Annotated in this window: 15 protein-coding genes and 1 pseudogene; 1 reads left to right on the top strand and 15 read right to left on the bottom strand. The window is 51.6% G+C overall.

All coding sequences use genetic code 11. The annotated features are described in order from the left end of the window. Positions 1–16: 16 nt before the first annotated feature. From OHJ21_RS25845 to OHJ21_RS25795, 11 genes are all read right to left on the bottom strand, one after another. The gene (locus OHJ21_RS25845; protein ID WP_486021547.1) at positions 17–847 is read right to left on the bottom strand and encodes a carbohydrate ABC transporter permease; all 831 of its coding nucleotides are present in this window, start codon (positions 845–847) and stop codon (positions 17–19) included. Further along, entirely contained in the window at positions 844–1,728 is an 885-nt protein-coding gene (locus OHJ21_RS25840; RefSeq protein ID WP_100540470.1) for a carbohydrate ABC transporter permease, read from the bottom strand. Before OHJ21_RS25840 ends, OHJ21_RS25845 begins: the two co-directional genes overlap by 4 nt. Positions 1,729–1,842: 114 nt before the next feature. Beyond that, positions 1,843–3,348 (bottom strand): response regulator transcription factor, encoded by a 1,506-nt coding sequence (locus tag OHJ21_RS25835; protein ID WP_326117322.1) that lies wholly within the window; start codon positions 3,346–3,348, stop codon positions 1,843–1,845. Then, positions 3,323–5,212 (bottom strand): sensor histidine kinase, encoded by a 1,890-nt coding sequence (locus OHJ21_RS25830; RefSeq protein ID WP_486021691.1) that lies wholly within the window; start codon positions 5,210–5,212, stop codon positions 3,323–3,325. The genes OHJ21_RS25835 and OHJ21_RS25830 overlap by 26 nt, the downstream gene beginning before the upstream one ends. Positions 5,213–5,219: 7 nt before the next feature. Continuing rightward, complete coding sequence (locus OHJ21_RS25825; protein WP_486021546.1) at positions 5,220–6,278, bottom strand: LacI family DNA-binding transcriptional regulator; 1,059 nt, start codon at positions 6,276–6,278, stop codon at positions 5,220–5,222. Positions 6,279–6,511: 233 nt separating this feature from the next. After that, positions 6,512–7,645, bottom strand: a complete 1,134-nt coding sequence (locus tag OHJ21_RS25820; protein ID WP_486021545.1) for an SGNH/GDSL hydrolase family protein — start codon at positions 7,643–7,645, stop codon at positions 6,512–6,514. Positions 7,646–7,769: 124 nt separating this feature from the next. Next, positions 7,770–9,185, bottom strand: a complete 1,416-nt coding sequence (locus OHJ21_RS25815; RefSeq protein ID WP_076322754.1) for a radical SAM protein — start codon at positions 9,183–9,185, stop codon at positions 7,770–7,772. A 17-nt stretch (positions 9,186–9,202) separates the two neighbouring features. Then, positions 9,203–9,991 carry a prolipoprotein diacylglyceryl transferase family protein gene (locus OHJ21_RS25810; RefSeq protein WP_486021544.1) on the bottom strand — a complete coding sequence of 263 codons (789 nt, stop codon included), beginning with the start codon at positions 9,989–9,991 and terminating at the stop codon, positions 9,203–9,205. 65 nt (positions 9,992–10,056) lie between these two features. Beyond that, positions 10,057–10,320 (bottom strand): B-box zinc finger protein, encoded by a 264-nt coding sequence (locus tag OHJ21_RS25805; RefSeq protein WP_326117326.1) that lies wholly within the window; start codon positions 10,318–10,320, stop codon positions 10,057–10,059. A 593-nt stretch (positions 10,321–10,913) separates the two neighbouring features. Continuing rightward, positions 10,914–12,050, bottom strand: a complete 1,137-nt coding sequence (locus OHJ21_RS25800) for an alpha/beta hydrolase (RefSeq protein WP_486021543.1) — start codon at positions 12,048–12,050, stop codon at positions 10,914–10,916. A 112-nt stretch (positions 12,051–12,162) separates the two neighbouring features. Continuing rightward, positions 12,163–12,822 (bottom strand): TetR/AcrR family transcriptional regulator, encoded by a 660-nt coding sequence (locus tag OHJ21_RS25795; protein WP_394058803.1) that lies wholly within the window; start codon positions 12,820–12,822, stop codon positions 12,163–12,165. 166 nt (positions 12,823–12,988) lie between these two features. Here OHJ21_RS25795 and OHJ21_RS25790 point away from each other — a divergent pair. After that, a pseudogene (locus OHJ21_RS25790) lies at positions 12,989–13,227 on the top strand (recombinase family protein); the annotation flags it as partial. Here OHJ21_RS25790 and OHJ21_RS25785 read toward each other — a convergent pair. The 4 genes from OHJ21_RS25785 to OHJ21_RS25770 are packed head-to-tail and all read right to left on the bottom strand — an operon-like array spanning position 13,179 to position 14,367. Beyond that, positions 13,179–13,430, bottom strand: a complete 252-nt coding sequence (locus OHJ21_RS25785; protein ID WP_394058805.1) for an RNA polymerase sigma factor — start codon at positions 13,428–13,430, stop codon at positions 13,179–13,181. The pseudogene OHJ21_RS25790 and the gene OHJ21_RS25785 overlap by 49 nt on opposite strands. 35 nt (positions 13,431–13,465) lie before the next feature. Beyond that, positions 13,466–13,588 (bottom strand): hypothetical protein, encoded by a 123-nt coding sequence (locus tag OHJ21_RS25780; protein WP_394058807.1) that lies wholly within the window; start codon positions 13,586–13,588, stop codon positions 13,466–13,468. After that, on the bottom strand, positions 13,582–13,761 hold the full coding sequence (locus OHJ21_RS25775) for a sigma factor (protein ID WP_394058809.1): 180 nt from the start codon (positions 13,759–13,761) through the stop codon (positions 13,582–13,584). Before OHJ21_RS25775 ends, OHJ21_RS25780 begins: the two co-directional genes overlap by 7 nt. Continuing rightward, on the bottom strand, positions 13,762–14,367 hold the full coding sequence (locus tag OHJ21_RS25770; protein ID WP_326117329.1) for a DUF2087 domain-containing protein: 606 nt from the start codon (positions 14,365–14,367) through the stop codon (positions 13,762–13,764). It abuts the gene before it with no gap. Positions 14,368–14,496 lie beyond the last annotated feature (129 nt).

Raw genomic sequence — 14,496 nt, 5'->3', positions numbered from 1 at the left:
CATCGTCTAGTGTTCGTTATTTGACTGCTCCGTTCGTAACGCCCGCAAAAATATACCGCTGCATAAACAGGAACAACACGACCGTCGGAATGAAGATAATCAGAATGCCTGCCGAGATCACATTCAGCTGCGCCGCGTTCGGACCGATGAAGGAATAGATTGCGGTAGATACCACCTTCAGGTCCTGGCTTGGCATATACAGATACGGCGTGTAAAAATCGTTGTAAATCGAGATGCTCTTCAGAATGACCAAGGTGGCCGTAGCCGGTGCAAGCAGCGGGAAGATGATGGAACGGTAGATTTTGAACAGGGACGCTCCTTCCAGCATGGCGCTCTCATCCAGATCCCGCGGGATGCTGTTCACGAATTGCAGATAGATGACGATCTGAAGCACATCGGCTCCCAGGTACAGCAGAATCGGCGCAAACATCGTGTTGTAGGCCCCCAGGCTCTGGATGACGCTGAAGGTAGCTACCTGCGTCGTGACCATCGGGATGACCTGGGCGACCAGGTACATGCCCATGATCGCTTTTTTCATCTTGAACTCAAACCGTCCGACCGCATAAGCGACCATGGTGCCAAACAGGATATTGCCGACCACCGAAATGACCAATACGATCAGGATATTGCGAAAGCCGAGCCCCAGATCCCCGATATCGATCACCCGCTTGAAGTTATCGAAGTTCAAGATATTGTCGGGCAAGTTAAGGCCGGATTGATAATACTCGACCTGGGTTTTGAACGCTCCCACGAAGATCGAGTAAATCGGAAAGAACACCACAAACAAAGCGACAACCAGCGTGAAATAGTTAAATATCGTAAAGCCGATCGAGCGTTCCCTTCTCATGATTGCTTCTCCTCCCTGAACAGCAGCTTCCGCTGGATGACAATGAACAGCAGCACGATAATCAGCAGCACAACCGCCATCGCCGAGGCCAGCCCGAAGTTCTGATACTTAAACGCCGTATCCACCGTCTTGATGACAAAGGTCGACGTATCGTTAGCCCCGAGCAGCATCACAAACGGAATATCAAACGCTTCGAGTGCGCCCGTCAAGGTAAGGATGAGCATTAACTCCAGCACGCCCCGTATGCTAGGCAAGGTGATATAACGGAACTTCTGCCAGCCCGATGCCCCGTCGATGGAGGCCGCTTCGTACAGGTCGCCCGGTATCGACTGCAGCGCCCCGATAAAGATGACCATGTTCAGCCCCATGTACTTCCACATCGAGATGAACGCCAGGGCAAAATTCACGATCCCCTTATCGCCCAGCCAGCTCTGCTGCCAGGACTCGAGTCCCAGCGCGCCGAGCAGCGTATTCAGTGAGCCGTATTCCATGTGGTATACGTTCTTGAACATGATGACCGTGGCTACGCTGTGCAGCACGTACGGCAGGAACAAAGCGACCCGGAAGCCGTTCCTCCCCTTCAGCTTGCTCGTCAGAATGACGGCAAAATAGAGGGCAAACACGACCTGGATGAGTCCCCCGATCAGATAATACAGATTGTTCTTCAGTGAACTGAACACTTCGGGCTTCGTAAAAATCTCAACGTAATTGTCAAAGCCGATAAAGTTCATATCCCAGCCGAGACCCGACCAGTCCGTCAAGCTGTAATACAACAGCGATAGCGCCGGATAATACGAGAAGGTCAGGGACAAGAGTACTGGAATGGCAAGGAAACCGAACAGAATAAGATAGCGCTGCGTTTTATAACTGAAATTGAACACGTTCCCTTCCTCGCTTTCTGGATGAAATGGTACCGTTTTCAATCATTATAAAAGACAGCGCCGCGAAAAATAATAGACTTTGTTTGGTTTTATTGTCCTCAATTTAGATAACAGTCACCTAACAAAATCGCGGTACTCCTTCGGCGTTTTCCCCGTCATTTTTTTGAACACTTTATTAAAATAAGCCGGGTCCGGGTAGCCCACGCGCTCGCCAACCATGTATGTTTTGAGCCCGTGATCCTCCTTCAGCAGCCGCTTGGCATGCTCGATTCGCACGGCGATGCAGTAGTCGGTAATCGTCTCGCCCGTTTCGGTCTTGAACAGCTTGCTCAAGTAGCTCGGGGTCAAATAGACCAGATCGGCGAGGTGCTGAAGCTCCAGTTCCTCGGTATAATGCTGCTGAATATAACCCTTGATCGTCTCCACGGCCCGATGCTCACCCTTCCCTTGATCCAGAAGCCCGGCGGCCTGCTCAACAGCGCGCTTCAGCCTCCCCGCGAACGAACGCCAATTCTCGCTGTTCCCCGGTTCCAGGTTCCAATCCACATCTCCTGCGTCAATGCCGCGCTGCTTCATCTCTTCCGCCACATGCGACTCCAGGGTCAGGCAGGCCTCTTTCAGCTCGGCCCAGCCGGGCCGCAGGGAAGCCAACTCATCCAGCCAGGAGTCCACCGCGGCCGACAAGCGTGTATACTCACCGGCACGCAGTGCCGGGAGCAGCTGTTTATCCAGCGAACGGACAAGCCGGTAGCGCTCTTCCTTCTGAACCGGCGGTCTGCCTTCGCCTCCTGAGCAGCGCCGTTCGTCGCTGTACCAAGCCTGCTCCAGCACGCTAGCGGCTTCCATATAGGCTTGCGGCAGCCATCGGCTTCCGCTGAACACGCCGCTGATGCCGAGTTTCGCCGAAGTCCCCGCGGGAAGCTGCTGCAGCAGCATGGCCGCCCATTCTCTCGCCATATTCGCATGGCTGGACTCCGCAATGGACACCAGGATCGCCTGCCTTCCTCCTTCCCAGCCGATAATTTTCCGCTCCGCCCCCCAAGCCGACGTCCACGCAAGCAGTCTCTCTTCCGCCATCTCCGGGAACGTGCGAAGGAGGAGCACGGCGTAATATCCGTGGAACAGCGCCTGCTGATCCAGCCGGTTGCAGACTTCCTCGAACAGATGCTCCGGCATGGTTCGCTGATCCGTGCCTAACAGGAAGCTGACCAGATCATCTGACTCCAGCTTGCGCTCGTTCTGCTCGCCCTTAACCAGCTCATCGACGTTCTCCAGCATGCGCAGCAGCTCTTTCATATTGACCGGTTTAAGCAAATATTCCAGGGCTCCCTGCCGCATGGCGGTCCGTGCATATTCGAAATCGTTGTAACCGCTGAGCACGGCGAATTTGGTATGGCTGGCCATCTGCTTGATATTCGCCATCAGTTGGAGCCCGCTCATTTGCGGCATTTTGATATCGGTAATGACCAGGTCAGGCTGGAGCTCATGCCATTGATCCAGCAGCTCCTGTCCGCTTGCAAACGTCCCCACGACGCGGTATTGCTCGCCTGCATCCCGTATCAGCTTGCCAAGTCCCAGCCTGATCCGTTCCTCATCATCCACCACGGCGATGTTCAGCATTCGCAAGTCCTCCTGTTCTCGGTTCTTCTACATGTTCCGCGGGAAAGGTAATCCGAACGGTAGTGCCCTGCCCTTCCTCGCTGTCTACGGAAAGGCCGTAAGGCCTGCCGTATCGGAGTTGAAGTCTCTCATGCACATTTCGCAGCCCGACTCCCCGGCCGTCCGTTCCTTGAGGCTGCGCCTGATCCAATATGCGGCGCAGCTTGGCAAGCGCTTCTGCCGACATGCCCAGCCCGTCATCCGTAACGGTAAAAACATGGTTCATGCCGTCCATGGCATAGGTAATGGTCAGATGCAGCAAGGGTTTGTTCTCGTCAAAGCCGTGATTGACGGCGTTCTCGATGATCGGCTGAAACAGCAGCTTCATCACCCGAATGGAATTAGCTGCCGAATCATTCGGCAATGTCAACACGAACCGCTCACCGTACCGGTAATTGAGCAGCTCGATGTAGGCTTTGACATGCTCCCACTCGTGCCTCACCTCTACGACCTCGCTGCCGGCATGAATGCTGTAACGGAGCTGCTGCCCTAACAGCTGAACCATATCCCCTACTTCATGATCGTTGTGAAGGACGGCCGTCATCCGAATCGTCTCCAGCGTATTGTAAATAAAATGCGGATTGATCTGGTGCTGAAGACGCTCCAGCTCCGCCTCCTTCTTCCGCTTCTCCATTGTGTAAATATCGTCGATGAGCTGTTTGATGCGTGCCATCATCCGGTTGAACGAGACCCCGATCAGCGAGGCTTCGTCACGCCTTCGGACCGGGAACACCACATCCAGCTTGCCGGTCTGCACCTGCTTCATCAGATGGACGATAGATCGCAGCGGTCTTGTCAGCGCATAGATCAGAATAAGAGAAATGATGAGCGCAAAGCTGGTAACGCCGACAGCCGCCGCAATCGTAATCTTGCGGGTCTTAAGCGCATCCTGCATCAGCTGCCGCTCCGGCACCGTAATCAGGATCAGCCAGCCGGTCTGCTCCGATTTCCAGTAAACAACAAGCTGCTGCTCGCCGTCGACCTCAAGACGAAAGCTTCCTTCGTGACCGGTGGCCTGGGCAAGCGCGGCATTGTCGGTCATGCTGCGGGACAAATATTTCTTCTCGCTGTCATAAATCACGGTGCCGTTGTCATCCAGGATGAAGGTGGTGCCGTGGGTGGTCTCCTCCAGATCGGTGACGATGTTCTCAATGACGCCGATGTTGGCATCCACCACAATGGTGCCGATGGAATGGTACGATTTATCGATAATGTCGCGGACAACCGTGAACATATACTGCTTGCTGCCGGCGGACACGGCGATCTCCTGCGTGCTGACCAGCACGGGTCGTCCGCCGGCCTCCGTGGCGAGCCTGCGCCAGTTGTCATAATACTGCTGCAGATTCGAGCGGTTGCCTCCGCTTTTGACCACGTAATACGGGTTGCCGTAAAGATCGAACAAGTACACGTTACTCGTGCCTTCCTTGATGTTGTTCATGAAATAGATGCTCCGCTCGACCTTGCGCGTAATCTGGAGCTTCAGCTCACTCTCGTTCAGGCTTGCCGGTTCCTTTGATTCCCCTTCGGCCTGGTAGTAGCGGTTCGACATCTCAAGCCCTGACTGAATTTCATTGAGGTACGAGGGAATGATCGAAATTTTCATCATATCGGTGACGTAATCGTCCAGCTTGCCCATCATTTTGCTCGACAGCTGGGACACGTAGGCGACCGTATTGTTCTCGATGGTGGCCGTATAGCGTTCTGCCGCAAAATACGTGATGAGTCCGATCGGCAGGATAATCAGAAACAGAAAGACCACAAACAGCTTCCGGTCCAAGCGTCCGGCCGGCCGCTCCTTCCATAGACGGGTGATGTAGACGCGCATATTCACATCACTCGACCTTCTTGGCATAAGCCGTGGATTCGCGAAGCATAAAGTCGCCGGCAAGCAGTATTTTTTCCAGCGGACTGTCCGGCTGCTCCACTCGTCTCATCAGCATCTCCACTGCCCTGCGTCCGAACGCCTCCTTGTTGACGTGAATGGTACTCAGAGACGGGGCCGCAAAAGCCGCATCCTCAATGTTGTCAAAGCCAGTAACCGAGCAGTCTGCGGGCACCTTGGTGCCCAGCTTGCCGAGCACCGTCATGACGCAGATGGCAATGGAGTCGTTCGCGCACACAAAGGCCGTCGGCAGCTCATCCATCCGGCTTATAATCATCTCCAGCGCATCCGTCATTTCGGAGCGGTTGTCCCCTTCAAAGCTAAGCAGCTCCTCATTCTGATCCAGCGGTAAGCCCTGCTCGCCGAGAACGGAGCGGTACCCTTGATAACGATCCGTGAAGCTGCGCGAGAACCGGATGTTGCCCACGAACTGGAGCCTTCGATGTCCGCACCCCGTCAGATAATTGGTTACCCGTCTCATGCACTCCACATTGTTCATGAACAGGGAGTCCGACGGAATCAGCGGATCTTCATGATCGATCAAGACGAAGGGGATATCCAGGCTGCGGATTTCGAGCAGCAGCTGTGACGAGATGAATCCGACGCCGATGATGCCTCTCACCCCGCTCGGATTAATCAGATTCGCAAAGCTGTCCTTAAATTGGTCGGTCACGATGACCATCCCCGTCTCCCTCAGCTCAAGCCCACTTGTGATGCCATCGATAATTCGCCCCCAATACAGGGAATCCCGCGTCTGGTAACGGACATTCGGCACAAGCACGATGACGGTCTCCTTTGCGGCTTGGCTGCCATCGGCGTTGGTTTCGCTCTTCTTGCCTCCGGCCTTCGGCGACTTGTTGGCAAAATAGCCGAGCTGGGTCGCGACGTTCACGATTTTCTCCCGGGTCTCCAAACTGACGCCGGATTTACCTGAAAGCGCTTTAGAAACTGCGAATTTTGAAAGGCCGAGATGATCGGCAATTTGCTGCATCGTGACTTTTCCAGCCATAACCTGCACACATCCTTTAGCGTAATCGGTTCGTTATTCGTTATAGTCATTAGCTATTTGTTATCATAACACCCCATTTATTAGGCAAACAATCAAAAGTTTTGAATTAGACGACGGCACAGACAAAAGCCCGTTCCAGCCAGGAACGGGCCCTTTAACGATTCAGCTTATGAACGTTTCATTGCGCTAATGTGACTTCCCCCATACGCTAACATTTGAACCTGTTAGCTGCCTTATCGCCCTGCTGCAGATGCACCATCGCCAATCACTTGCCTGAGCACAGGCTCAAGCCGGTCCGCCATCAGCTTGAAGCCGAGGTCCGTCGGATGAACCCCGTCAACCGTCGTTTCCCCGGGATCATCACCTAACCAATCCGATCCATCGACAAACGTTAGGTTATGATCTCCCGCCTCGGTCAGCTGCCGGATAAGATCCATCTGGAACTTCTTCCGCGCAAGCCGCCCTTCGAGAATCTCCGGCTTGAACGACTCGGCTCCATGGCGGATGCGGGATATCAGGATAATGGGAACCTCCGGATGAACCTTGCGGTAAGTCTCGATAAATAGAGGCAAGGTCTGTCGATAAGACTCAGTGCTCCCGGCGTTACCCTCGTAATCAATGACGAGACATGCGGGTTCCGGAATTTGAGCGGCCAGCACCGCAAGCTCCGACTCCCCTTTTCCGTTGCCGGAGAAACCCAAATTGATAAACTCCAGATGACACCTGCGGCTTAAGATGTTTGTATACGACATGCCGGGCCGTGACGCGCATCCGCCTTGCGTAATGGATGTTCCGTATACAATCACTTTTTTGGAAGAATCATAGGATTCCGGTGCCCAAACCTCGGCCCCTGGTTCAAGTCCAATCCATATCTCTTCGACGCCCTGGTACAAGGGCATATTCAGGAGGAACGACCGTGCCTCGCTTGTCCCGGAATCAAAGATGCTGCTCTCATACTCCACCTGGCCAGCCTGAAAACGAGCCGTTCCCGCATGCAGCCAATGGCCGGGGCCGCCGATATACGCATCCACGCCGCACTCCCCCGTTGGGGGCATGTGGTACATACCGGATCCAGCGGTCAGACGCACGCGGACCGACACGCTCCGCGAATTCGAGCGAAAGCGGATCTGACCGCCCGATGTGCAGTTCGCTAACGCATCCACCTCAGGTCGGATGTAAACATCCGATACCGAAGGCAGTCTGCGATATATGCGTTCTGTATGGAACCAGCCAAATCCGGATACCTGAAACGGCCCCCTCTGGGGGGAATACCATATCCGTTCGTCCGCTCCATGGTTCTCGATCTTCATGTTCTGATCCAACTGATAAGGGGATACCTTCTCAGGTTCAGGAACATTGTTCTGCACAATTCTCGCCTCCCTATGTAGTTAGGAATGAATAGGAATCCAAAGCGCTTATCTTCTTCTCAAGTGTTATATCGCCTCATCCGCTCCGGTTTCGGAGCCATTGAGCCATAATATCAGAGCCTTCCTACCGGTCCCATGCGGTGGCAACCTCTTCCTTCAGCTCCTTCAGCAGCTCTTCCTTGTCGTCTCGGTAGAACATGTTGTAGGTGTCAAACGGGATCATTCGTCCGTCGGGATGCATGATGTGGACGCAGGATTTCTTGACGGAACGGACGTCGAAGTTATGGGCGTCCAGGAACTGCATGATAATGACCCGGAAGACGTTGTCATAGGTAATCTGCTCCGGCACGGCCGCCAGCGGCAGACAGCAGAGCAGGCTCTTCAGGGAAAGCGCAGAGGATTGCGGCGAATGGCCGGTCGACAGCAGCTCAAACATTTTGCCTCGGATCACCGGATCCTGCTCAAACACAATCGTGTTGCTGTCGCCCTCGAGCAGGATTTCCGGGTCGATCATCCGTGTCAACGGCAGCACTTCCCCGCCCAGCTTCAAGGCGTAGCCCATGGCCAGGCAATCCGGGTGGCAAGGAACCGGCAGAATGTCCGCATCCGTAAATACCTCGGACTGGTCGATAATCATCCGCCGCACTTCGCTCACGGTCAACCGGTCGGTTGCCGGATCATACCCCTCCAGCCGGCCCGCAGCCTGTATCGGCTGAATGGTGACGCCGCGCACCGCTTTTTGCTGAAGTCCATACTGAATGATATCGCCGATTTCGCCGTCATTGAGGCCTTTCTTCAGCGTGACGACCAGTGTCGTGGAGATATTGAACTCATTCAGGTGATCGATGGCTTGCTGGCGGATGCGCCGCAGATCGGCCCCTCTCAGCTCCTTCAGCACATGAGCCTCAAAGCTGTCGAATTGCAGGTAAATTTCGAATCCTGGCATGTACTCGGCCAGCCTCCGCGCAAAATCGCGGTCCTGGGCAATGCGGATGCCGTTTGTGTTCACCATAATATGCTTGATCGGACGGCTCTTGCACATGTCCAGGATGTCAAAGAAATCCGGATGCGTCGTCGGCTCACCACCGCTGATCTGCACGATGTCAGGCTCCCCCTCGTTCTCCACGATCCGGTCGAGCATGAATTCGATCTGCGTTAGCGACCGGTACGAGGTACGATGCGGCGACGATTCCGCGAAGCAGATCGGACACTGCAGATTACAGTGGTCCGTGATCTCCAGCAGCGTGAGGCAGCTGTGCTGCTCATGGTCCGGACAGAGCCCGCAGTCATAAGGACAGCCGTAACGGATCGGCGTATTCCAGACAAGCGGCATTTCGGACGGCTTGATAAACTTTCGCGTCTGATGGTAATAATCGGCCTCTGTGGCGATCAGCACTTTTTCCGGACCGTGAACGAGGCATCTTTTGAGCATATAGATCATGCCATTCTCCTCGATGATCTTGGCTTCCACTTTGCGGTAACAGGTCGTGCATATGCTATTCGTCAGTTCATGATACAGATAAGGCCGGTTTTTTGGCATAATCAAGACTCCTTTGGTCAACTTGGAAGATGGGAACCCGGCATGAAGCGGCGAAGCCGGTTTCTGCCGCCGATCAGCCATGCATAATAGATGAGGCCCGCGATGCAGGCTAATTGGATATTGTTCAGTCCCAGGTAAGGATGCGGCGTCGGTTTGATCCAGTCGATCACCAGGCGGAACAGCAGATACCCGGCCATAAACCATTGAAACATCCGCCCGGACACGTAGCCCTCGCGAGTGGATCTGCCGCGGCTTTGGCGGTACAGCGGAAGCAGCAGCAAGGCCAGCACGATCAGGAACAGGATCTCATACAGCTGAGTCGGATGGCGATAAACCCCGTCGCCAAAATCCACGCCTGTGAACCAGGTCGTCGGCGTGCCATAGGTATGGTCATCCAGGCCGGTCAGAAAACAGCCAACCCGTCCGAGTCCCAGGCCCAGCATCAGCGGGTAAACAAAATCGTCACCCGTGGAATGCTTCCATCCCACCAAGCGCTTTGTCAGCTCGACGCCGATCAATCCGCCCAGAAGACCGCCGACAATCGTCTTGCCTCCCCATAGCAGGTGGAATTGGCGCAGCTGTTCCCAAGTGGCAGCCGGATCCTCCAGCCAAAATAGCAGCTTGGAGCCAATGGCCGCGCCGGCGATGATTCCAGCCAGAATCTGCAGGCTCATCAGCTTGGTCATGCCGCTCGGCCTGCGGGTCCATAAATACACGCGGAAGCCGATAAAGTAAGCCAGCGATTCAAACAACACATGTGGATGAATCCGCCAGGAACCCAGGTACAAATAAACAGGAAACTCCATCTGTCCACTCCTTGAAATAATAACTGAATTGAAAATTGCGCTTGTCGGAACTAGGAACACGTGCGTTAATAAGAAAACAGTATGGCTCCGCAGATCGTCAGCAGCAGCAGCGCAAGACCGCCCAAGATAGCCAGTATGGAGACGATTACGGTCACCCATACGTTCCTAGGCCGTCCCGGCATGCCGGGAACGGGGTTCATCTCACCGCAGCGATAGCGGCAGCGGCCCGTCTCCGGATTATGGCATTCCTCGCATACCGGCTTTCCGCAGCGCGTGCACTGAGCGACGGCCTCCCTCTCGGGATGGTTCATGCAGCGGTAGACTTCCATCCAATCACCTCACTTGGCATTTAACCCTTATATTCCCTATTGTAAACGTTGCCGGGGAATTAAACTACCAGATTCGTTATGACCGTTGTCCACTGATCATGTGGAGTTTCAGTCACCTCAACTGGAGCTGTCAAACTGCGAATTCGCGTTAACAACATAAAAAGGCAAGCCATCTGCCTCATTCGAGCCAGTGCTTGCCTATCCATTCCAGTGTTCTATCCGTCAGCTCGTGGGTGCATCCTGCCAAACATTAAACTTGTTGCCGTCGAGATCCTTGAATTTGAACTGCAATCCGCAGAAACCGTGATCAACCAGCGGCTCGACCATAAGCGACTTTTATTCTGTCAACGATTACAACCTATCCCCGCGCCGAGTAGTGGACTATATTGAACAGCACTGCAAGGACTCTGTACCGTGAGCAGTGGTATGTTAAAACTTTTATCGAACAGAAATTTTCATAATATTTCGGCTGACGGCAATCAGGTAGCGAAGTATGAAAAGACATAGTCATGGCAGGTTTCAATATGAATATTTTTAAAGTGTCTGTACGGCTAGCTCTTTGATATGCGTTTATCAGCAACCTCTCGGTTATGTCACTTGTTGCTGGTCTTCTTGATCAAGTCCACGCCATCGTATGCCAGACTTTCCACACTTACAGCCTTCTGCAGTAAGTAATGATCAAAAAAGTTCTTCGTATAGTCTGTAACAAGATTTCGCATCTCCATAGCATCCCGTTCGCCTCTGAGTTCCTCATTAACACTGGTAAACACGATGTCGCAGTAATCTAAATGCGCAGCACGATCAACAGAGAAATAATAGGTTTCCATGCTATTGTTAGCGCCAATTATCGCATTCATGTTATAGTTAGGTTCACAAAACAGCAGCAAGAAGGGTTTCTTAAGGTCGCTGCCCTGAAGGCCGAACGCACCGCTATCCAAGCCAATCCCGCAGGCGAACCGGTCGTCGTCCCGGCAAACAATCGCCGTCGTAGGCCCTCCATAAGAATGTCCGACTATGCCCATGCCGATGTCAAGCAGCAGTCTGCCCTTAAAGATGGAATTCAGCTCTCCAGAGTCCAGTTTGTAAAGATAATCGGCTGCATACCTTACATCTTCTGCCTGTAATTCACTATACTCTGTTACCTTGGCAAGTATCGGCAGTGTAAGCACGTTACGGCACATCTCAATGGCAGTTTCATCGTCAGGCCGCATCTCCATCTTACCAGCCAACGCCAGCATCTCCGGATCTTCGGAAAACGCCAAAATGACATCCGAAAAATCCTTTGATACATTAAACAGGCGCCCATCTTTACGCTTATACATCGTGCTATTCTGATGGCCGATGCTTACCACAACATATCCCATGCTTGCCAAGTCTGTGCAGATCACTGTACCCCATTCTGGAGAACCGCCCCCGCCGCAAACATAGAATAACACCGGATAGCGCTTTTCCTTCCCGGAGAGAGCAAGGTCGTCGTAACACTGGGTCTTGATATCTATAGAGAAAACATCCTTCAACGCAGTGAGAAGTGGCTGCTCATTAAACATCTCGTAGACTTCAGGAAACATGTACGTTGATGTAGCCTTACCTTCGCTGCTGTCGGACGGATAGTACACAAACGCCGTCAGTTCTCTTTTTGAGTGATCTGATGCCGTGTACTCAAAATCCATCTGGGTTCGACCGACAGTATAGCCGCCAATTGGTTCTGGAAATGCGTCATAAGTTTTCATTTACTTGTTCCCCCTTAATTAATAAAAGTGGCGAATATGAAATACATACGCTGCGCCATGAGCACTTTTCAAAACGGTGAAACTATTACATCCTAGCTTCAGTGAATCATATCTACTCCCTGGCTTTCTTGATATCGCTAACCATTTCAGAATATTTATGATCTTCAAGCAGCCCGTGACCCATAAAATCAGCAAAGTACTTGCTAATCTTAAATTGCAGCTTAGAGTCCTTAATACCGAATTCCCTAAAAAACATGACTAAATTAAACTGCATTGACTCAAACATAAAAGAAATCAGGTCGTCGTCAATATCAGGTCGGAGATATCCATCAACCCTCATTCGGCGTAAAATGTCCTTGATCAAGGGGAACGACTCGCCCTTTAACACATTTAGATATATTTTAAGTAGAATGTTCTCGGGAATGTGTAAGAGTGTTTCAGTGAGTTTGATTTCCAACTCATTCAGTGGCTCGGTCACAATGCCATTAACGTTACCTAATAAGCCAGTAAGGAAAAATCGGAAAAGGGAATCTTCATGACTGTTATTGAAATACGCAGCTCTTTTCTGGGTCACATTACGTATTAAGAGACAATAAAGGTCATCTTTGTCTTCAAAATACCGATAAAATGTTCCGGGGTGCATGGACAAACTATCCAAAACCATCTTCATAGTTATATCCTCGTAAAGATTATCAACAAAAAGATGCATAGCGTTATTAGATATCTCCTCGCGCCTTGCTTCATCTAAACGATAGAACGAATTTTTTGGCATAGATTACTCCTTAATGTGAAGTGTGAACTCATTCACACCATACCGATAATCCATTCACATGTCAAGTCGTATTGAAATATTAATATCCATATAAAAGATTAAAACCATTGCATAGAACATTATCCTTCCTAAGAGATAAGTTAATGGAGTTGTTTCGTTTTTTTATATGACCTTTGGTTGTGAGAGAATTTGTAGATAAAGGGAGTGGAGTTAAAAAGAAAAGGGATGGATTAACTGAGGCATTAGATTTTGTTCGAAGCGGAGACACAATCGTTGTTTGGCGATTATCGACTTGGAAGAAACATGCAGGAACTTATAAGTGTTGTTAATGATCTGAATGAAAAAGGGATTAGTTTTTATAGACTGCAGGAAAATATTACGATGGATAAAAAAATTCCACTGGGGGTATGGAAATAATGCTCGAAGTCACGGGCAAGATGCTGCTTTAAGACTTCTCTGGCACGTCGTATTCGGCTTTCAACCGCAGATACCGACATGTTAAGGAACTGTCCGATCTCTTTCATGGACCACTCGCTTAAGTAGTGCAGCACGACAACGGATTTACTCTTCTCCTCCAATTCTTGCAAGGCCCCCCCAGACGGAATCATGGATCACATATTGTTCCAGCCAGGGCGTGATAATGTCAGATGATGGAGCCGTTTCGTGCAGCGGGAGCTTTCGCTTGCTTCTTTTTGGCAAAATCGAGGCTGGTCCGGTGCGCAATCGCATATAGCCAGCTGCCAAGCTTGGCAGGATCGTTCAGCATATGCAAAACGCCTCCTGTACGGCATCCTGAGCCTCGTGGAAGTCCCCCAGTACACTGTATGCAACGGATAGCAGGGGGTTGGAATACTGATTGACAATCATCCGATAAGCTTCAAAATCCCCCGCTTTAGCATCTTCTATCCGTTGTTGGGATAGCAGTGAATCCTCCTTCATTTAGGATAGATCCTCCCACCGTGCCCACATCTCTTGCGGATTGAGCTCATACACCCCGTTGTCCCTGAACATGAAATGGTGCATGATGAACTCCCGGCGAAGAGTCGCAAAGTCCTCATGGTAACCCTGAATAAACTCGTTGATTTCCTTCTCGGTGTACTTCCGTCCCTTCTCCAGCCGGGATACCAAATGCGTAAGCACGATAAGTTTCTTCTTCAGCTGGGCAGGGATGCTCTTCAGCTTTCCTTCGGAAGTGAAAAAATTGTTCACAACAGCGTCCCTCGTCCGCTGATCTTCTTCCTCCAAGCGCTCCGGAACGCCCTCGGGCCTCACTCTTTGGTAGATTAGATTTTCCGTAGCAGTTGCACTATTTTTGATGAAATAATGGTTTAACGAGAAATAGATCGTGTTCTTATCCCTGCGCTCTTTGATCAGGCTCGCTTCCCGCAGCTTCGCTGCATGGTGCGTGATCGTTGCCGGCGTGACACCGATCTTCTCGGCCAAAACCTGTCCGTTCAATTCGCCTTCGGCTAGCAGGATCAGCATTTTAATTCGCGTCGGATCTGCAAGCGCCTTATGATAACTAACTACCTTATCCAATTGCATGGATATGTTCACTCCCTACACAATTTGACGAACATCTAATTTGCGATTCGTTAAATTAGATATTATCCCATCTGAAATTCAAAGTAAACCTCCTCAATCTCACGCACATGAAATAGCCCGCTCCATTTT

This window comes from Virgibacillus sp. LDC1 (assembly GCF_025792345.1).
In the GTDB taxonomy this organism is placed as follows: Bacteria; Bacillota; Bacilli; order Paenibacillales; family Paenibacillaceae; genus Paenibacillus_AQ; species Paenibacillus_AQ lautus.
The sequence above is the reverse complement of the archived record's forward strand: the minus strand, read 5'-3'. Positions and strand labels throughout refer to the sequence as shown.

Excerpts from the sequence above, each read along its gene's own strand:
- OHJ21_RS25845 (WP_486021547.1), bottom strand. The coding sequence starts at position 847 with ATGAGAAGGGAACGCTCGATCGGCTTTACGATATTTAACTATTTCACG.
- OHJ21_RS25835 (WP_326117322.1), bottom strand. The coding sequence starts at position 3,348 with ATGCTGAACATCGCCGTGGTGGATGATGAGGAACGGATCAGGCTGGGA.
- OHJ21_RS25830 (WP_486021691.1), bottom strand. The coding sequence starts at position 5,212 with ATGCGCGTCTACATCACCCGTCTATGGAAGGAGCGGCCGGCCGGACGC.
- OHJ21_RS25825 (WP_486021546.1), bottom strand. The coding sequence starts at position 6,278 with ATGGCTGGAAAAGTCACGATGCAGCAAATTGCCGATCATCTCGGCCTT.
- OHJ21_RS25815 (WP_076322754.1), bottom strand. The coding sequence starts at position 9,185 with ATGCCAAAAAACCGGCCTTATCTGTATCATGAACTGACGAATAGCATA.
- OHJ21_RS25810 (WP_486021544.1), bottom strand. The coding sequence starts at position 9,991 with ATGGAGTTTCCTGTTTATTTGTACCTGGGTTCCTGGCGGATTCATCCA.
- OHJ21_RS25805 (WP_326117326.1), bottom strand. The coding sequence starts at position 10,320 with ATGGAAGTCTACCGCTGCATGAACCATCCCGAGAGGGAGGCCGTCGCT.
- OHJ21_RS25800 (WP_486021543.1), bottom strand. The coding sequence starts at position 12,050 with ATGAAAACTTATGACGCATTTCCAGAACCAATTGGCGGCTATACTGTC.
- OHJ21_RS25795 (WP_394058803.1), bottom strand. The coding sequence starts at position 12,822 with ATGCCAAAAAATTCGTTCTATCGTTTAGATGAAGCAAGGCGCGAGGAG.
- OHJ21_RS25785 (WP_394058805.1), bottom strand. The coding sequence starts at position 13,430 with ATGATTCCGTCTGGGGGGGCCTTGCAAGAATTGGAGGAGAAGAGTAAA.
- OHJ21_RS25780 (WP_394058807.1), bottom strand. The coding sequence starts at position 13,588 with ATGCTGAACGATCCTGCCAAGCTTGGCAGCTGGCTATATGCGATTGCG.
- OHJ21_RS25775 (WP_394058809.1), bottom strand. The coding sequence starts at position 13,761 with ATGAAGGAGGATTCACTGCTATCCCAACAACGGATAGAAGATGCTAAA.
- OHJ21_RS25770 (WP_326117329.1), bottom strand. The coding sequence starts at position 14,367 with ATGCAATTGGATAAGGTAGTTAGTTATCATAAGGCGCTTGCAGATCCG.